The organism is Bacillus sp. HSf4, assembly GCF_029537375.1.
Lineage (GTDB): Bacteria > Bacillota > Bacilli > Bacillales > Bacillaceae > Bacillus > Bacillus sonorensis_A.
Genome location: NZ_CP120679.1, coordinates 2,391,068 through 2,404,594, shown reverse-complemented (window position 1 = coordinate 2,404,594; position 13,527 = coordinate 2,391,068). Strand labels below are relative to the sequence as shown.

Annotated in this window: 17 protein-coding genes; 16 read left to right on the top strand and 1 reads right to left on the bottom strand. The window is 47.3% G+C overall.

The features are described from left to right. Positions 1 to 66 precede the first annotated feature (66 nt). The 7 genes from P3X63_RS12330 (at position 67) to ypjB (ending at position 4,964) form a co-directional block, all read left to right on the top strand. Positions 67 to 606 (top strand): ReoY family proteolytic degradation factor, encoded by a 540-nt coding sequence (locus tag P3X63_RS12330; RefSeq protein ID WP_026587605.1) that lies wholly within the window; start codon positions 67 to 69, stop codon positions 604 to 606. 81 nt (positions 607 to 687) lie between these two features. Continuing rightward, on the top strand, positions 688 to 1,134 hold the full coding sequence (locus P3X63_RS12325; protein ID WP_026587604.1) for a YpiF family protein: 447 nt from the start codon (positions 688 to 690) through the stop codon (positions 1,132 to 1,134). 145 nt (positions 1,135 to 1,279) lie between these two features. Further along, a complete protein-coding gene (locus P3X63_RS12320) occupies positions 1,280 to 1,786 on the top strand; it encodes a QcrA and Rieske domain-containing protein (protein ID WP_026587603.1) in 507 nt (168 codons plus the stop codon). A 2-nt stretch (positions 1,787 to 1,788) separates the two neighbouring features. After that, entirely contained in the window at positions 1,789 to 2,463 is a 675-nt protein-coding gene (qcrB, locus tag P3X63_RS12315; RefSeq protein WP_026587602.1) for a menaquinol-cytochrome c reductase cytochrome b subunit, read from the top strand. A gap of 30 nt (positions 2,464 to 2,493) precedes the next feature. Then, complete coding sequence (locus tag P3X63_RS12310; RefSeq protein WP_026587601.1) at positions 2,494 to 3,261, top strand: menaquinol-cytochrome c reductase cytochrome b/c subunit; 768 nt, start codon at positions 2,494 to 2,496, stop codon at positions 3,259 to 3,261. A gap of 240 nt (positions 3,262 to 3,501) precedes the next feature. Beyond that, positions 3,502 to 4,086: a lipoprotein heptaprenylglyceryl N-acetyltransferase LhaT gene (gene lhaT, locus P3X63_RS12305; protein WP_026587600.1), complete on the top strand. Its 585-nt coding sequence runs from the start codon at positions 3,502 to 3,504 to the stop codon at positions 4,084 to 4,086. Positions 4,087 to 4,163: 77 nt separating this feature from the next. Beyond that, positions 4,164 to 4,964 (top strand): sporulation protein YpjB, encoded by an 801-nt coding sequence (gene ypjB / locus P3X63_RS12300; RefSeq protein WP_277690888.1) that lies wholly within the window; start codon positions 4,164 to 4,166, stop codon positions 4,962 to 4,964. 43 nt (positions 4,965 to 5,007) lie between these two features. On the opposite strand, the gene P3X63_RS12295 is transcribed toward ypjB, so the two are convergent. Then, positions 5,008 to 5,877, bottom strand: a complete 870-nt coding sequence (locus P3X63_RS12295; protein WP_026587598.1) for a YitT family protein — start codon at positions 5,875 to 5,877, stop codon at positions 5,008 to 5,010. 136 nt (positions 5,878 to 6,013) lie between these two features. Between P3X63_RS12295 and P3X63_RS12290 the strand changes: the two genes are divergently transcribed. The 9 genes from P3X63_RS12290 to panC all read left to right on the top strand — a co-directional run bounded on the left by P3X63_RS12290 (position 6,014) and on the right by panC (position 13,526). After that, positions 6,014 to 6,352 carry a nucleotide pyrophosphohydrolase gene (locus P3X63_RS12290; RefSeq protein ID WP_026587597.1) on the top strand — a complete coding sequence of 113 codons (339 nt, stop codon included), beginning with the start codon at positions 6,014 to 6,016 and terminating at the stop codon, positions 6,350 to 6,352. Positions 6,353 to 6,363: 11 nt separating this feature from the next. Beyond that, positions 6,364 to 7,167, top strand: coding sequence for a 4-hydroxy-tetrahydrodipicolinate reductase (gene dapB, locus P3X63_RS12285; protein WP_026587596.1), 804 nt, complete (start codon positions 6,364 to 6,366; stop codon positions 7,165 to 7,167). Positions 7,168 to 7,186: 19 nt separating this feature from the next. Continuing rightward, the gene (gene mgsA / locus P3X63_RS12280; RefSeq protein WP_026587595.1) at positions 7,187 to 7,600 is read left to right on the top strand and encodes a methylglyoxal synthase; all 414 of its coding nucleotides are present in this window, start codon (positions 7,187 to 7,189) and stop codon (positions 7,598 to 7,600) included. Beyond that, positions 7,593 to 8,291, top strand: a complete 699-nt coding sequence (bshB1, locus tag P3X63_RS12275; protein ID WP_026587594.1) for a bacillithiol biosynthesis deacetylase BshB1 — start codon at positions 7,593 to 7,595, stop codon at positions 8,289 to 8,291. The genes mgsA and bshB1 overlap by 8 nt, the downstream gene beginning before the upstream one ends. 2 nt (positions 8,292 to 8,293) lie before the next feature. Next, positions 8,294 to 9,472, top strand: coding sequence for an N-acetyl-alpha-D-glucosaminyl L-malate synthase BshA (gene bshA, locus P3X63_RS12270; protein ID WP_026587593.1), 1,179 nt, complete (start codon positions 8,294 to 8,296; stop codon positions 9,470 to 9,472). After that, complete coding sequence (locus P3X63_RS12265; RefSeq protein WP_077736581.1) at positions 9,432 to 10,625, top strand: CCA tRNA nucleotidyltransferase; 1,194 nt, start codon at positions 9,432 to 9,434, stop codon at positions 10,623 to 10,625. The genes bshA and P3X63_RS12265 overlap by 41 nt, the downstream gene beginning before the upstream one ends. Continuing rightward, positions 10,610 to 11,593: a biotin--[acetyl-CoA-carboxylase] ligase gene (locus P3X63_RS12260; protein WP_277690883.1), complete on the top strand. Its 984-nt coding sequence runs from the start codon at positions 10,610 to 10,612 to the stop codon at positions 11,591 to 11,593. The genes P3X63_RS12265 and P3X63_RS12260 overlap by 16 nt, the downstream gene beginning before the upstream one ends. A 233-nt stretch (positions 11,594 to 11,826) precedes the next feature. Continuing rightward, positions 11,827 to 12,666 (top strand): 3-methyl-2-oxobutanoate hydroxymethyltransferase, encoded by an 840-nt coding sequence (gene panB / locus P3X63_RS12255; protein WP_026587590.1) that lies wholly within the window; start codon positions 11,827 to 11,829, stop codon positions 12,664 to 12,666. Next, positions 12,663 to 13,526, top strand: coding sequence for a pantoate--beta-alanine ligase (gene panC / locus P3X63_RS12250; RefSeq protein ID WP_026587589.1), 864 nt, complete (start codon positions 12,663 to 12,665; stop codon positions 13,524 to 13,526). Before panB ends, panC begins: the two co-directional genes overlap by 4 nt. Position 13,527: the final 1 nt, after the last annotated feature.

Here is a 13,527-nt window from a genome sequence, read left to right as displayed (position 1 = left end):
AGGATATGACCGGTTTGTGTGGAATTATTAATGTAATACACAAGATGCGATAGAGGAGGGAATAACATGCAGACCCCTGTTTCTGTCAATGAAAAAAAAGATTTTATCCGCTGGTTTTTAAACCACTATCAGCTAAAGCGTAGAGAGTGTGTATGGATTCTGAATTATTTAATGAGCCATGACTCGCTGATGGAAAAAGTGCATTTTGTCGAGCAGGCCGAATTTTGCCCAAGGGGCATTATCATGTCCACCCACTGTGTCGAAGAAGTGCCTTTTCGTTTTTATAAAGAAAACGTCATGACGACCGATGCAGAGAAATCGTTTCATGATATCAGGCTGAATAAGCAGCAGGATCTCTTCATCCAGCTGAATTTCCGTTCAGCTTATAATTCACCGGAATACGCGGCTGTTTTGGAAGCTAATCCGCATATTCCGAAAGACCTGTACGAAAATGAAAAAGATAAGATTGTCGCTGAACAGATTTTGGAGCACTCCATTTCTACATTTCAGAGACAAAAGCTGCTGCGGGAAATAGATGAAGCACTAGACCGCCAAGATAAAGAAAGCTTCGAAAAACTTGCGAAACAACTGAATCAGCTGCGATAAATCGCCAATAACAAGCCTTGCCGAAACGCAAGGCTTGTTCAACTGGCGGAGTAAGCGCTGTCATAAGGAGGAGTCGGAAGCGTGAAATGGAATGCGCATGATGCGGATGTTTATCTGAATGCAAAAGAATATATCGATACAGCCGTGATCCCGCTGATTTCGGTTCAGTTGGGGGATCAATTCAAATCGGCCGTATCAAAAGGGGAATTTACGTCTATACTGGCAGAAGAGCTGGAGAGGCAGCTGAAGGGCCGCGTCTACCTGTTTCCGCCCTATACATATTTGCACGCTGATGAGAAAAGCGCCGAGGATCTTGCTGATCTGGAGGAAATGGCAGCTCGGCATTTCCGGCACATCGTGTTTTTGACGACGGACGAGCGCTGGAAGCAAGTGCTTGGAAATGAGCAGAAACTGCTTTGGATTCCGGCGATTCCTCTCGAACATATGAAAGATTCATTAAAGCAAAAGCTTTTGGAAGACCAAATTGAGCAAATATTGAACATTTTGTTACAAAATTGGAACTCTTAATAAAAACACTTACATTTCCTTTGGATAATGATTTTGGCAATGTTGACCTTCCTAAAATATTGATATATTATGAGGGTGTCCTAGTTCATGAATTTTTTTCTATTTCAGTTATATTGTAGCTGGGGACTTGAGGGGGGATATGAAGATGAGCGAAAAAAGACATCGGGTATCCAGACGTCAATTTTTGAACTACACGCTGACCGGAGTCGGCGGTTTTATGGCGGCCGGAATGCTCATGCCTATGGTTCGCTTCGCGCTCGATCCGGTTTTAAGACCGACTGAGGAACAGGACATGGTTCAGGTTGTCAGCGTTGATGAACTGACAAATGAACCGCAGCGCTTCGACTTTAAAATCAAGCAAGTCGACGCCTGGTACGAGTCTGAAGAATCGAGGTCTGCGTGGGTTTTCAAAAATGGGGAAGAAATTGTAGCTTTATCACCGGTTTGTAAACATTTGGGGTGCACGGTCAACTGGAACAGCGATCCTAAAAATCCGAACAAGTTCTTTTGTCCGTGCCATTACGGGCTTTATGAAAAGGATGGTACCAACGTACCCGGAACTCCGCCTCTGGCTCCGCTAGACCGCTATGAGCAAGAGGTTAAAGACGGCTTTCTTTACTTAGGAAAAGCCAAGCCGAGGAAGGAAGGGTGATCATGCTAAACAAAATTTATGACTGGGTTGATGAAAGACTGGATATCACGCCGCTTTGGCGGGATATTGCCGATCATGAAGTTCCTGAACATGTCAATCCCGCTCACCATTTTTCCGCCTTTGTATACTGCTTCGGGGGACTGACGTTTTTCGTAACGGTGATTCAGGTTCTTTCCGGCATGTTTTTGACGATGTACTATGTTCCCGACATTAAAAACGCCTGGGAATCGGTTTATTACCTGCAAAATGAAGTGGCATTCGGGCAGATCGTAAGAGGGATGCATCATTGGGGGGCAAGCTTGGTCATCGTGATGATGTTTCTTCATACGCTGAGGGTTTTCTTCCAGGGGGCTTATAAAAAGCCGAGGGAGCTGAACTGGATCGTCGGCGTGCTGATCTTCTTTGTCATGCTCGGGTTAGGATTTACAGGCTACCTTCTGCCTTGGGATATGAAAGCTCTGTTTGCGACGAAAGTCGGTTTGCAGATTGCTGAAGCGACACCGCTGATCGGGTCGCAAATCAAAACACTGCTTGCCGGTCATCCTGATATTGTCGGCGCTCAGACGTTGGCGCGCTTTTTCGCCATACACGTCTTTTTCCTGCCAGCCGCTCTGTTCGCCCTTATGGCAGCACACTTTATCATGATTCGGAAGCAAGGCATTTCAGGGCCGCTTTAAGCAAATGACTCAAAAGAAGGAGGGGATGGCATGAAAAGGGGAAAAGGAATGAAATTTGTCGGAGATTCGAGGATTCCGGCGGAAAGAAAACCGAATATTCCAAAAGATTATTCCGAGTTTCCGGGAAAAACGGAAGCGTTCTGGCCGAACTTTCTGCTTAAAGAATGGCTTGTCGGCGCGGTTTTTCTCATCGGTTTTCTTGTGCTGACAGTCGTTCACGAACCTCCGCTCGAGCGGATGGCGGATCCGACGGATACCGGCTACATACCTTTGCCAGACTGGTATTTTCTATTTCTGTACCAATTGCTCAAGTATGAATATGCTGCCGGACCGTATACGGTGGTCGGCGCCATTGTCATTCCGGCGATTGCATTCGGGGCGCTCCTGTTGGCCCCGTTTCTCGACAGGGGCCCAGAGAGAAGGCCTTATAAACGCCCGGTTGCCGTAGGGCTAATGCTTTTAGCGCTGGCGGCGACGGTTTTCTTAACATGGCAGTCGGTTGCCACCCACGATTGGGCCGCCGCTGAAGAGCAGGGGAAAATCAAAGAGGAAGCCGATATTGATACGAGTGCAGCAGGCTACAAGCTTTACCAGGAGCAGGGCTGTATCTCATGCCACGGAGATAATATGCAGGGAGGGGCCGCCGGACCGTCTCTCGTCGATAACGGATTGTCTCCTGAAGAAATTGCAAAAATCGCCAAAGAAGGAAAGGGACAAATGCCAGCCGGCGTCTTTAAAGGATCAGATAAAGAACTGAAAGAACTGTCTAAGTTCATCTCTGAAACAACAGCCAAGTAAAAAGTGTTGTCAAGATGATAAAGGCAGGCTATACTCTTGATAGAGCTGAAGCTGACGCTTGGTCAGCCTCTCAAGGCTGTCGACGATGTCGATGGCCTCTTTCATGTTTGGACATCTGAATGTATAGGGCCGTTTGCGAGCCAAAAAAGGTTCTGTCGCGTCCGATATTTTCCAGACATATCCCTGAGGAAGTGACCCGTGCCGTATTTTTTGATTTAAAGAGACTGTGAGTTGATTCGTTTGAAATTGATATCTTACATACTTGGGCAAAAGCCGATGACGATCATGCTTTTGATCATTAATTTTTTGGGAACGGTGTACGGCTATTATTGGTATCTTCCCCAGCTGACGAATACACCTGCAAAATTTTTGATCTTTGTCCCTGACAGCCCGACAGCCACCCTGTTTTTTTTATTTGTCCTAATCGGCCTTTTATTGAAGAGCAACGCTTCTCTCTTTGAAGCGCTTGCGCTTGTGACGCTCGTCAAATACGGCCTCTGGGCCGTTGTCATGAATATCCTCGTGCTTGTGACGACCGGAAGCCTGCATTGGACGGGATATATGCTGATTGCATCCCATTTTGCCATGGCAGTGCAAGGTGTTCTGTATGCACCATATTACCGGTTCAAAGGATGGCATTTGGCGCTTGCGGCAGTTTGGACGCTGCACAATGACATCATTGATTATGTGTTTGGAATGATGCCCAATTATTCGATGCTTGATCAATACATGCCGCAAATCGGCTATTTTACATTTTGGCTCAGCATTGCTTCGATCGGCTTGGCCTATTACCTTGTCCTGTCCAAAAAAGCATTCAAACTGTAAAGGTTTGCTCAACAATCTTGGTCTAACCTTGTCCCTCTCTTCATACGATTTAATAGAAGGAGTGGGAGGGACCGTGAATGATACGAAAGGTGATCCTTTGCATGCTGCTTGCGCTTGTTGTTCCTGCGAACGGTTTAAAAGCGGAAGATTCATCCGCTTTAGAGGAGCTGACCGAACTGTCTGATACGGTATTCCAATTAACAAGACAGGCTCAGTATGAGGAGGCAGTTCAGATTCTTCAATATTTTGAAAAGCGGCTGAAAACCGCAAAGAGAGACGGGGCTGAAGATGTGATGACAGGTTCCGAGATCCGCCAGGTTAACCTGGCATACCACGATCTGCTGAAAAGCCTGGAAAACGAAGGAACGGCGAAAAATGACAAGTTCAAAACCGCCGCCCAGTTTAGAATGCTGATGGATGCCATCGAATCCGATCATGATCCGCTTTGGGGTTCATTAAAAAAACCGATCATGGATTCATTCAGGGCGCTAAAAGCCGGTATTCAGAAAGAAGACAGCCTGACGTTTCGGGAAAAGTGGAATCATTTTTTATCATTGTATGAAACGATTTATCCGAGCTTAACGATTGATATCTCGCCGAAGCAGTTAAAGAATGTATCCAACCATATCGAAGTTGTCGATCACGGCGATTTTCAGCAGATGACGGAAAGCAGCAAGCTTGAGCGTTTGACGATGCTGGAAAAAGACTTGGAAGATGTCTTTAATCAGGTGGAGGAAGATGACGCAGACCCTTCCTTGTTGTGGGTCATTTTGACAACCGGAAGCATCATTTTATCCACCCTGACATATGTGGGGTTCAGAAAGTATAAAGCAGAAGGGGACAAGCGCAAAAAAAGAGAAAAAGATTGGCCGAAATAAGAAGCTCCTATCATCTGAGAGCTTCTTTTTTGCTTTTTGATGGTCAGGTGATGGGGTTTTTGTTTTCATCCAATGTAAAACCTTCCCCGAGTACATCATGAACATCGCTTACAGCGACAAATGCATGCGGATCTATGGAAGTAATCACATTTTTCAACAGGAACACTTCGTTTTTCGGGACGACGCAGTATAATACATCCCGCTCTGTTTTCGTATAAGAACCTTGGCCTTTTAAGACGGTGACACCTCTTTCCATTTCTTCGATGATTTTTTGCTGAATCTGATCGTTCTTTTCAGAAATGATGGTGGCACCTTTTGCCGCGTATCCGCCTTCCTGCATAAAATCAATCACTTTGGAAGCGACAAATACGGCGACAAGCGTGTACATGGCTTCCTTATAGGAAAGGTAAAAAATCAGCGACAGCGTGATGACACAGGCATCAAAAACAAACATCGCTTTTCCCATCGGGACTTGAAAATACTTGTTGATGAGCCGTACGATAATATCGACGCCGCCTGTCGTTCCCCCGTATTTAAAAATAATCCCCAACCCTGTTCCGATAAAAACTCCGGCAAAAAGTGCGGCCAGCGCAAGGTCATGCTGAAGGGGCATATGGATCTGATAACGCTGGAAAATCCACAAAAACACGGACAAGCCGACTGTCCCGAGAATGGTGTAGGAAAAAACCGTTCGCCCAAGAAGCTTCCAGCCGATAATAAAAACCGGAATGTTTAATACCAGGTTGGAAATGGAAGGATCAATATGAAACAAAAAGTAAAGCAGCAGAGTGATTCCGGTAAAACCGCCCTCCGAAAGGTTGTTCTGCATGTTAAAATGCACGAGTCCAAAAGAAAACACTGCGGCACCTGCCAATATAAACAAGACGTTTTTCATTCTGATATTTCCGAGCATAAAAAAACCCCTTTCCTTCCATAAGCTGGCGTTAATATTATAGTTTATCCCACTTAAAACAGCAAACCCGTTTTAAACATTTGTCAAACTTGTTTGAATTCGCTAACATGTAAGAGATGACAGGAGGTTTTACCGAATGGCGAAGGAAAAAACGATGAAAGAGATACAGCGTGAGGTTGATGAATATATCGGCCAATTTAAAGAGGGCTACTTCAGTCCGCTTGCGATGATGGCCAGGCTGACAGAAGAACTCGGAGAACTGGCGAGGGAAGTCAACCATCATTACGGAGAAAAGCCAAAGAAAAAAACAGAAGCTGAAAAGAAAATTGACGAAGAAATAGGAGACGTTCTGTTTGTTTTGGTTTGTCTGGCCAATTCGCTTCATATATCATTGGATGAAGCGCATGATATGGTCATGGAGAAATTCAACACCCGTGACAAAGACCGCTGGACAAGAAAAGAAGAAGGAAAGTAGAGGAGATTCATATGTCAAAGGAAACAATCAAAATCGTCATAGCAGGACCGCGAGGAAGAATGGGAAGCGAAGCGGTTAAGCTTGTAGAAGACACCCCTCATTTTGAGCTGCGAGGTGCAATAGACCGTACATACAATCGGGAGAAGCTGGCAGATGTGATGCCTTGCCGGTCAGAGGCCGTCATATATACAGACATATACGAATGTTTTTCAGAAACAGCTCCGGATGTGCTGATCGATTTAACAACGCCGGAAATCGGCAAGGTCCATACCAAAATCGCCTTGGAGCACGGCGTCCGTCCTGTCGTGGGAACGACCGGATTTTCTGAAAGCGACCTGAATGAGCTGATGGAGCTGACGGATGAGAAAGGGATCGGTGCGATCATTGCGCCCAACTTTGCGCTCGGGGCCGTCCTGATGATGAAGTTTTCACAGATGGCCGCCAGCTATTTTTCCGATGTTGAAATCATCGAGCAGCACCATGATCAAAAGCTCGATGCGCCAAGCGGAACAGCTTTGAAAACAGCGGAAATGATTTCGGCAGTCCGCGAAGCGAAACAGCAGGGCCATCCTGATGAACAAGAAATTTTGCCGGGCGCAAGAGGTGCAGAGCAAAACGGAATCCGCCTCCACAGCGTCCGTTTGCCGGGACTGATCGCCCACCAGGAAGTGCTGTTCGGCGGAGACGGCCAAACTCTTAAAATCCGCCATGATTCATATAACCGCGCATCCTTTATGTCCGGGGTGAAATTGGCTGTTGAACAAGTCATGAAAATCGATCAGCTTGTCTACGGCCTGGAAAATATTATAGAGTAACAAAAAGGGGGAAATCGCTTTGAAAATCGCTTTAATTGCCCATGACCGCAAAAAACAGGATATGATTCAACTGACAACCGCTTACAAACACATCCTAAAAAAACATGAACTGTTTGCAACGGGAACAACCGGTTTGAAAATCACGGAAGCGACAGGACTGCCCATCGAGAGATTTCAATCAGGACCGCTTGGCGGAGATCAGCAGATTGGCGCGATGATCGCAAAGAATGACATCGATCTCGTTATTTTTTTGCGGGACCCGCTGACTGCCCAGCCGCATGAACCTGATGTGTCGGCATTAATCCGTTTATCCGATGTATATGCGATCCCGCTTGCAACCAATATGGGAACGGCGGAAATTTTGATCCGGTCTGTTGAAGAAGGTGCGCTTGATTTTCGAAAGCTTGTTCATGGCGTGGATCAGGATGCTTGATATACTGGCTTTTGGCGCACATAGCGACGATGTGGAAATCGGCATGGGAGGAACCATTGCCAAATATACTAAAAAAGGTTATCGAATCGGCATCTGCGATTTAACCCGGGCTGAATTGTCTTCAAACGGTACTGTCGATACGAGAAAAAGCGAAGCGGCACTGGCGGCTGACATTTTGGGCGCCAGTCCGCGGATTTCCCTCGCACTTCCTGACAGAGGGCTGTTCCTCAGCCAGGAAGCAATCAGGGAAGCAGTCTCCGTCATTCGGAAGTATAAGCCCAAGATCGTCTTTGTTCCTTATCAAAAAGACCGGCATCCTGACCATGGGCATGCGGCAGACATCGTCGAAGAAGCGGTTTTTTCCGCCGGAATACATAAATATGAAGATCAAAACAAACAGCCGGCGCACAAAGTGCAGAATATTTACTACTATATGATCAACGGTTTTCATAAACCTGAATTTGTCATCGATATTTCCGAGACGATCAATGTGAAAATCGAAAGCCTCAAGGCGTACAAGAGCCAGTTCAGCCGATTGCAGCAATCAGTGGAAACACCGTTGACAAACGGCTATATTGAAACGGTTGAGGCCAGGGAGAAGCTGTTGGGCAAAGAAGCCGGCGTCCAATATGCGGAAGGATTCTTTTCCAAGGGAACGCTTTTGTTAAACAATGATTTATTTGGGGGCTGATGATGAAAAAACTAAAAATCGGAATCACGTGTTATCCGAGCGTCGGCGGATCAGGCATCATCGCGACAGAACTCGGCAAGCTGCTGGCGGAAAAAGGACATGAAATCCATTTTATTACATCAAGCATTCCGCACAGGCTCAATAAAGTGTATTCCAATATCTATTTTCATGAAGTCGAAGTCAATCAATATGCCGTGTTTAAGTACCCGCCGTATGATTTGGCTTTGGCCAGCAAAATGGCGGAAGTGGCAAAACGTGAACAGCTTGATGTTCTGCATGCCCATTACGCGGTGCCTCACGCGATTTCCGCTTTCCTGGCAAAACAAATGCTTGACGGAAATATCAAAACGGTTACGACTTTGCACGGCACAGATATTACCGTTCTCGGATACGACCCGTCTTTAAAGGATCTGATCAAATTTGCGATCGAATCCTCCGACCGCGTAACGGCGGTCTCATCGGCTCTCGCGGCCCAGACGTATGATTTAATCAAGCCGGACAAAAAAATCGAAACCATCTACAACTTTGTCGATGAACGCGTTTATGTCAAACAGGACCGTCATTCTTTAAAAGAGCAGTACGGGATTTCCCCTGAGGAAAAAGTGGTCATCCATGTTTCGAATTTCAGACAGGTCAAGCGCGTTCAGGATGTCATCCATGTGTTCAGCCGTATTGTCAAACACTTGCAAGCGAAGCTGCTTCTTGTCGGTGATGGACCTGAAATGACGGTCATCTGTCAGCTCGTCCGGCAGCTCGGTTTAAAAGACGATGTCCTTTTTCTCGGGAAACAGGACAGTCTTGAAGAGCTTTACGCGATCAGCGATTTAAAGCTGCTTCTCTCTGAAAAGGAAAGTTTCGGTCTTGTCCTGCTCGAAGCGATGGCTTGCGGTGTTCCTTGTATCGGCACAAATATCGGAGGCATCCCGGAAGTAATTAAAGACGGAACCTCCGGTTATTTGGTGAATGTCGGAGATGTTGATGATGCGGCTGAAAAGGCGGTTCGACTTTTAACAGATGACGGTCTGCATCATCGTTTTGCACAAGCAGCGCTGAAAAACATTAAGGAGCGTTTTTCTTCCGGCAGCATCATCAGCCAGTATGAGGATATTTATCAACAATTGATAGAGGAGGAGTCGGATAATGGAGGATCTCTTTCGAAAAGCTCTTCCTCTCCTTCATGAGCTGGAAAAGCACGGCTGGCAGGCATATTTTGTCGGCGGAGCGGTGAGGGACACGCATATGAACCGGTCCGTCGGCGATGTGGATATCGCAACAGACGCACCTCCGGAAGAAATTGAAAACATTTTTCCGAAAACGATTGATGTCGGCAAAGAACACGGGACGATCATTGTGCTGATGGATGGTGAGTCTTATGAAGTGACAACATTTCGCGCTGAGCTTGAATATGAGGATTTCAGAAGGCCGAGCGGCGTTAAGTTCATCAAATCGCTGAAGGAAGATTTGAAGCGGCGCGATTTGACGATCAATGCGATGGCCATGGATGCTGAAGGACGGCTGATCGATTATTTCGGCGGCCTTCACGATATCAAGGAAAAGCTGATTCAAACCGTTGGCGACCCGGCGGAGCGCTTTCATGAAGATGCGCTCCGCATGCTGCGGGCGCTTCGTTTTATGAGCCAGCTTGAATTTAGGCTTTCGCCGAACACAAAACAGGCGATTTTTGAAAACAGCGGGCTTTTGGCGCATATTTCCACAGAACGGAAAACGGCTGAATTTGAAAAGCTTTTAAAAGGAAAAGCGGCTGGACAGGCGCTAAAAGCGGCAGCTGAAACAGGCCTTTTCAGAGAACTCCCGGGACTGGACGGTAAAAAAGAAGACATCCAGGCTGCCGGCCGTTTTCCTTTTTTCAAACTTGAAAGAAGAGCGGACATCTGGGCGGCCTTCGTGATTCTAATGTCAATCGATCCTGCCGATGCACACGGCTTTTTAAAAGAGTGGAAGCTGCCCGGCAAAGTCATCAAACAAGCGGTGCAGACCGCGGCCCGGATCGGGCAGAAGTGGGATGTGGCCTCCATGTATGAAGCGGGGGAAGAGACGCTGATTTCCGCCTTGACGATTCAAATGCTGAATGAGTGCCGTGAAGTCGATCAGCGCCGTTTAGCTGAAGTGAGGCAGGCGTACGAGGCGCTTCCGATCAAAAGTCTGAAAGATTTGGCCGTAACCGGCGGGGATCTCGTCAACTTCAGGAAAAAAGCGCCTGGAAAATGGGTATCTGAAGATTTAAAACGAATTGAGCAGGCCGTACTGCACGGGAAACTTGCCAATCGAAAAAAAGCCATAGAGGAGTGGCTAAAAGGATGCAATCAAACTTAAGGAAAAAACTGATTCAATTGTTTACAGAAGCTGACGGTGAATTTATTTCGGGCCAGAAAATCAGCGAGGAGCTCGGCTGTTCCAGAACGGCGGTCTGGAAGCATATCGAGGACTTAAGAAAATCGGGTTACGAGCTGGAAGCCGTCCGAAAGCTCGGCTACAAAATGAAAAAAAAGCCTGATAAAATCAGCGAAAACGAAATCAGACTCGGCTTAAAAACGGAAAAAATGGGACAAACCATTTATTTTCAAGACGTCGTGGCTTCAACTCAAAAAATCGCACATGAACTGGCGAACAACGGTGCCGCGGAAGGAACGATCGTCGTCGCCGACAAGCAGACCGAAGGAAGGGGAAGAATGGCGAGAGGCTGGCATTCTCCTAAAGGGAACGGCGTTTGGATGAGCATCATCCTCAGGCCGGAAATCCCTGTGCAAAAAACGCCGCAGCTGACCCTTTTGGCCGCAGTCGCCCTTGTTCAGGCGATCGAAGAAGCAACCGGCATCAGCGCGGAAATCAAATGGCCGAACGATATTTTAATCGGCGGCAAAAAAGCGGTCGGAATTCTGACTGAGCTTCAGGCCGAGGCCGACCAGGTTCATTCCGTCATTGTCGGAACGGGGATCAATGTCAATCAGCTGAGAGGCGATTTCCCGGAAGAATTGCAGGAGACGGCCACAAGCCTCCGGCTTTCAGGCGGCAAAAAGGTCGACAGGGCGGCCTTGATTCAGACGATTCTTTTAACATTTGAAAAACGGTACAGAGACTATCTTACCCACGGTTTTCAGCCGATCAAGCTGTTGTGGGAAAGCTACGCTCTATCATTGCACCGCGAATTGACGGCGAGGACGCTGAATGGAACGTTTCACGGCAAAGCGCTCGGCATAGACGATGAGGGAGTTCTGCTTCTGGAAACAAGTGAAGGCATACAAAAAATATACTCCGCCGATATCGAAATCAGTCCTTCTTAGTTGGAAGAAACGGCTGGTTTTTGGTATACTTCGGTTGGGCAGTATCCTTGGGGAACTGCACCTTTTAGGAAATATTGCGGAATAAAAAAGTCTGCCTTGATCCAAAAAAGGACTGGGACAGAGGGATGATTCTTGCCGATCGCGGAGTCAAAAAATCCTTCTTTTAGCGGAAGGTTTTTTTACTGTCCGAAAAAACGGCAGCTCATCTCCTCTGAATGAAGAGGAGGAGAAACATGAAGACAAAACTTGATTTTTTAAAAATGAAACAGCACGGGGAGCCAATCGTCATGCTGACGGCTTATGACTGTCCGGCGGCGAAACTTGCCGAACAAGCCGGAGTGGACATGATCCTTGTCGGCGATTCTCTTGGAATGGTCGTTCTCGGTCTTGATTCGACTGTCTATGTCACTGTCGAGGACATGATTCATCACACAAAGGCCGTCAAACGCGGGGCAAAGGATACATTCATCGTCACGGATATGCCTTTTATGTCCTACCACTGCTCACAGGAAAGTGCACTGAAAAACGCGATGAAAATCGTGCAGGAAAGCGGTGCCGATGCCTTGAAGCTTGAAGGCGGTGACGGTGTGTTTGACACGATTGCGGCTTTGACTAGGGGCGGAATCCCGGTGGTCGGCCATTTGGGCCTGACACCTCAATCCGTCGGCGTTCTCGGAGGCTATAAAGTCCAGGGGAAAGACGAAGAAAGCGCTCGGAAACTAATAGATGACAGCCGGCGCTGTGAAGAAGCAGGAGCGATTGCACTCGTTCTTGAGTGCGTCCCGGCGGCGCTTGCCGAACGGATCGCAAAAGAGCTCACCATTCCGGTCATCGGCATTGGAGCCGGCGCAGGTACGGACGGACAGGTTCTCGTCTACCATGATGTGCTCGGACACGGAGTCAGCCGGACGCCTAAATTTGTAAAACAGTATGCGCAAATCGATCAGCCGATTGAAGCAGCGCTTACCGGTTATGTTAAAGATGTGAGAAACCGCTTTTTTCCCGAAGACGCGCATTCCTTCCGCATCGACCATGAAGTGCTGGAAGGATTATACGGAGGCAAATCATCATGATTGAAATCCACCGCGCAAAAGATATACAAAACTTGACAACATCATACCGGAAAGAAGGAAAAACAATCGGCTTTGTGCCGACAATGGGATTTCTTCATGAAGGCCACATGTCGCTTGTGAAAGAAGCGCGAAAACACAATGACATCGTGGTCATGAGCATTTTCGTCAATCCTCTGCAATTCGGCCCGGGTGAAGATTTTGAAGCTTATCCAAGAGATATTGAAAGAGACAGGAAGCTGGCCAAAGCAGGCGGAGTGGATATATTGTTCACGCCAAGCGCGGCGGATATCTACCCACAGGAATCAACCGTCATCGTCAATGTGAAAAAAAGAACGGATGTCCTTTGCGGACGGTCAAGGGAAGGGCATTTCGACGGTGTTGCAACCGTCTTGACGAAGCTGTTCAACCTCACGGCTCCGACAAGGGTTTATTTTGGAATGAAGGATGCTCAACAGGTGGCAGTTGTTGACGGATTGATCACTGATTTCTTTATGGATATTGAGCTCGTTCCGGTTGAAACGATGCGTGAGGAAGACGGGCTTGCCAAAAGCTCCCGCAATGTCAATCTGAATGCGGATGAACGAAAGGAAGCGCCCGCTCTTTATGAAGCGCTCAAGCGCGGAGCCCGGCTGATTCGGGAAGGGGAACGGGACCCGGAGGCCGTTAAGAAAGAGGTCCGCCTTCATATAGAAAAAACAAGCGGTGTCATCGATTATGCAGATGTTTATTCCTATCCCGATCTGGAAAAACGGGAAACACTGGCTGGAAAAATCATCATAGCGGTTGCCGTTCAATTTTCAAAGGCCCGCTTAATTGATAATATCATCGTCGATATCCCGTTGGATCGAAAGGAGGATTGAT

Bases quoted from the DNA above. Each gene is read 5' to 3' on its own strand.
- P3X63_RS12330 (WP_026587605.1), top strand. From the start codon at position 67: ATGCAGACCCCTGTTTCTGTCAATGAAAAAAAAGATTTTATCCGCTGG.
- P3X63_RS12320 (WP_026587603.1), top strand. From the start codon at position 1,280: ATGAGCGAAAAAAGACATCGGGTATCCAGACGTCAATTTTTGAACTAC.
- qcrB (WP_026587602.1), top strand. From the start codon at position 1,789: ATGCTAAACAAAATTTATGACTGGGTTGATGAAAGACTGGATATCACG.
- P3X63_RS12310 (WP_026587601.1), top strand. From the start codon at position 2,494: ATGAAAAGGGGAAAAGGAATGAAATTTGTCGGAGATTCGAGGATTCCG.
- ypjB (WP_277690888.1), top strand. From the start codon at position 4,164: ATGATACGAAAGGTGATCCTTTGCATGCTGCTTGCGCTTGTTGTTCCT.
- P3X63_RS12295 (WP_026587598.1), bottom strand. From the start codon at position 5,877: ATGCTCGGAAATATCAGAATGAAAAACGTCTTGTTTATATTGGCAGGT.
- P3X63_RS12290 (WP_026587597.1), top strand. From the start codon at position 6,014: ATGGCGAAGGAAAAAACGATGAAAGAGATACAGCGTGAGGTTGATGAA.
- dapB (WP_026587596.1), top strand. From the start codon at position 6,364: ATGTCAAAGGAAACAATCAAAATCGTCATAGCAGGACCGCGAGGAAGA.
- bshB1 (WP_026587594.1), top strand. From the start codon at position 7,593: ATGCTTGATATACTGGCTTTTGGCGCACATAGCGACGATGTGGAAATC.
- bshA (WP_026587593.1), top strand. From the start codon at position 8,294: ATGAAAAAACTAAAAATCGGAATCACGTGTTATCCGAGCGTCGGCGGA.
- P3X63_RS12265 (WP_077736581.1), top strand. From the start codon at position 9,432: ATGGAGGATCTCTTTCGAAAAGCTCTTCCTCTCCTTCATGAGCTGGAA.
- P3X63_RS12260 (WP_277690883.1), top strand. From the start codon at position 10,610: ATGCAATCAAACTTAAGGAAAAAACTGATTCAATTGTTTACAGAAGCT.
- panB (WP_026587590.1), top strand. From the start codon at position 11,827: ATGAAGACAAAACTTGATTTTTTAAAAATGAAACAGCACGGGGAGCCA.
- panC (WP_026587589.1), top strand. From the start codon at position 12,663: ATGATTGAAATCCACCGCGCAAAAGATATACAAAACTTGACAACATCA.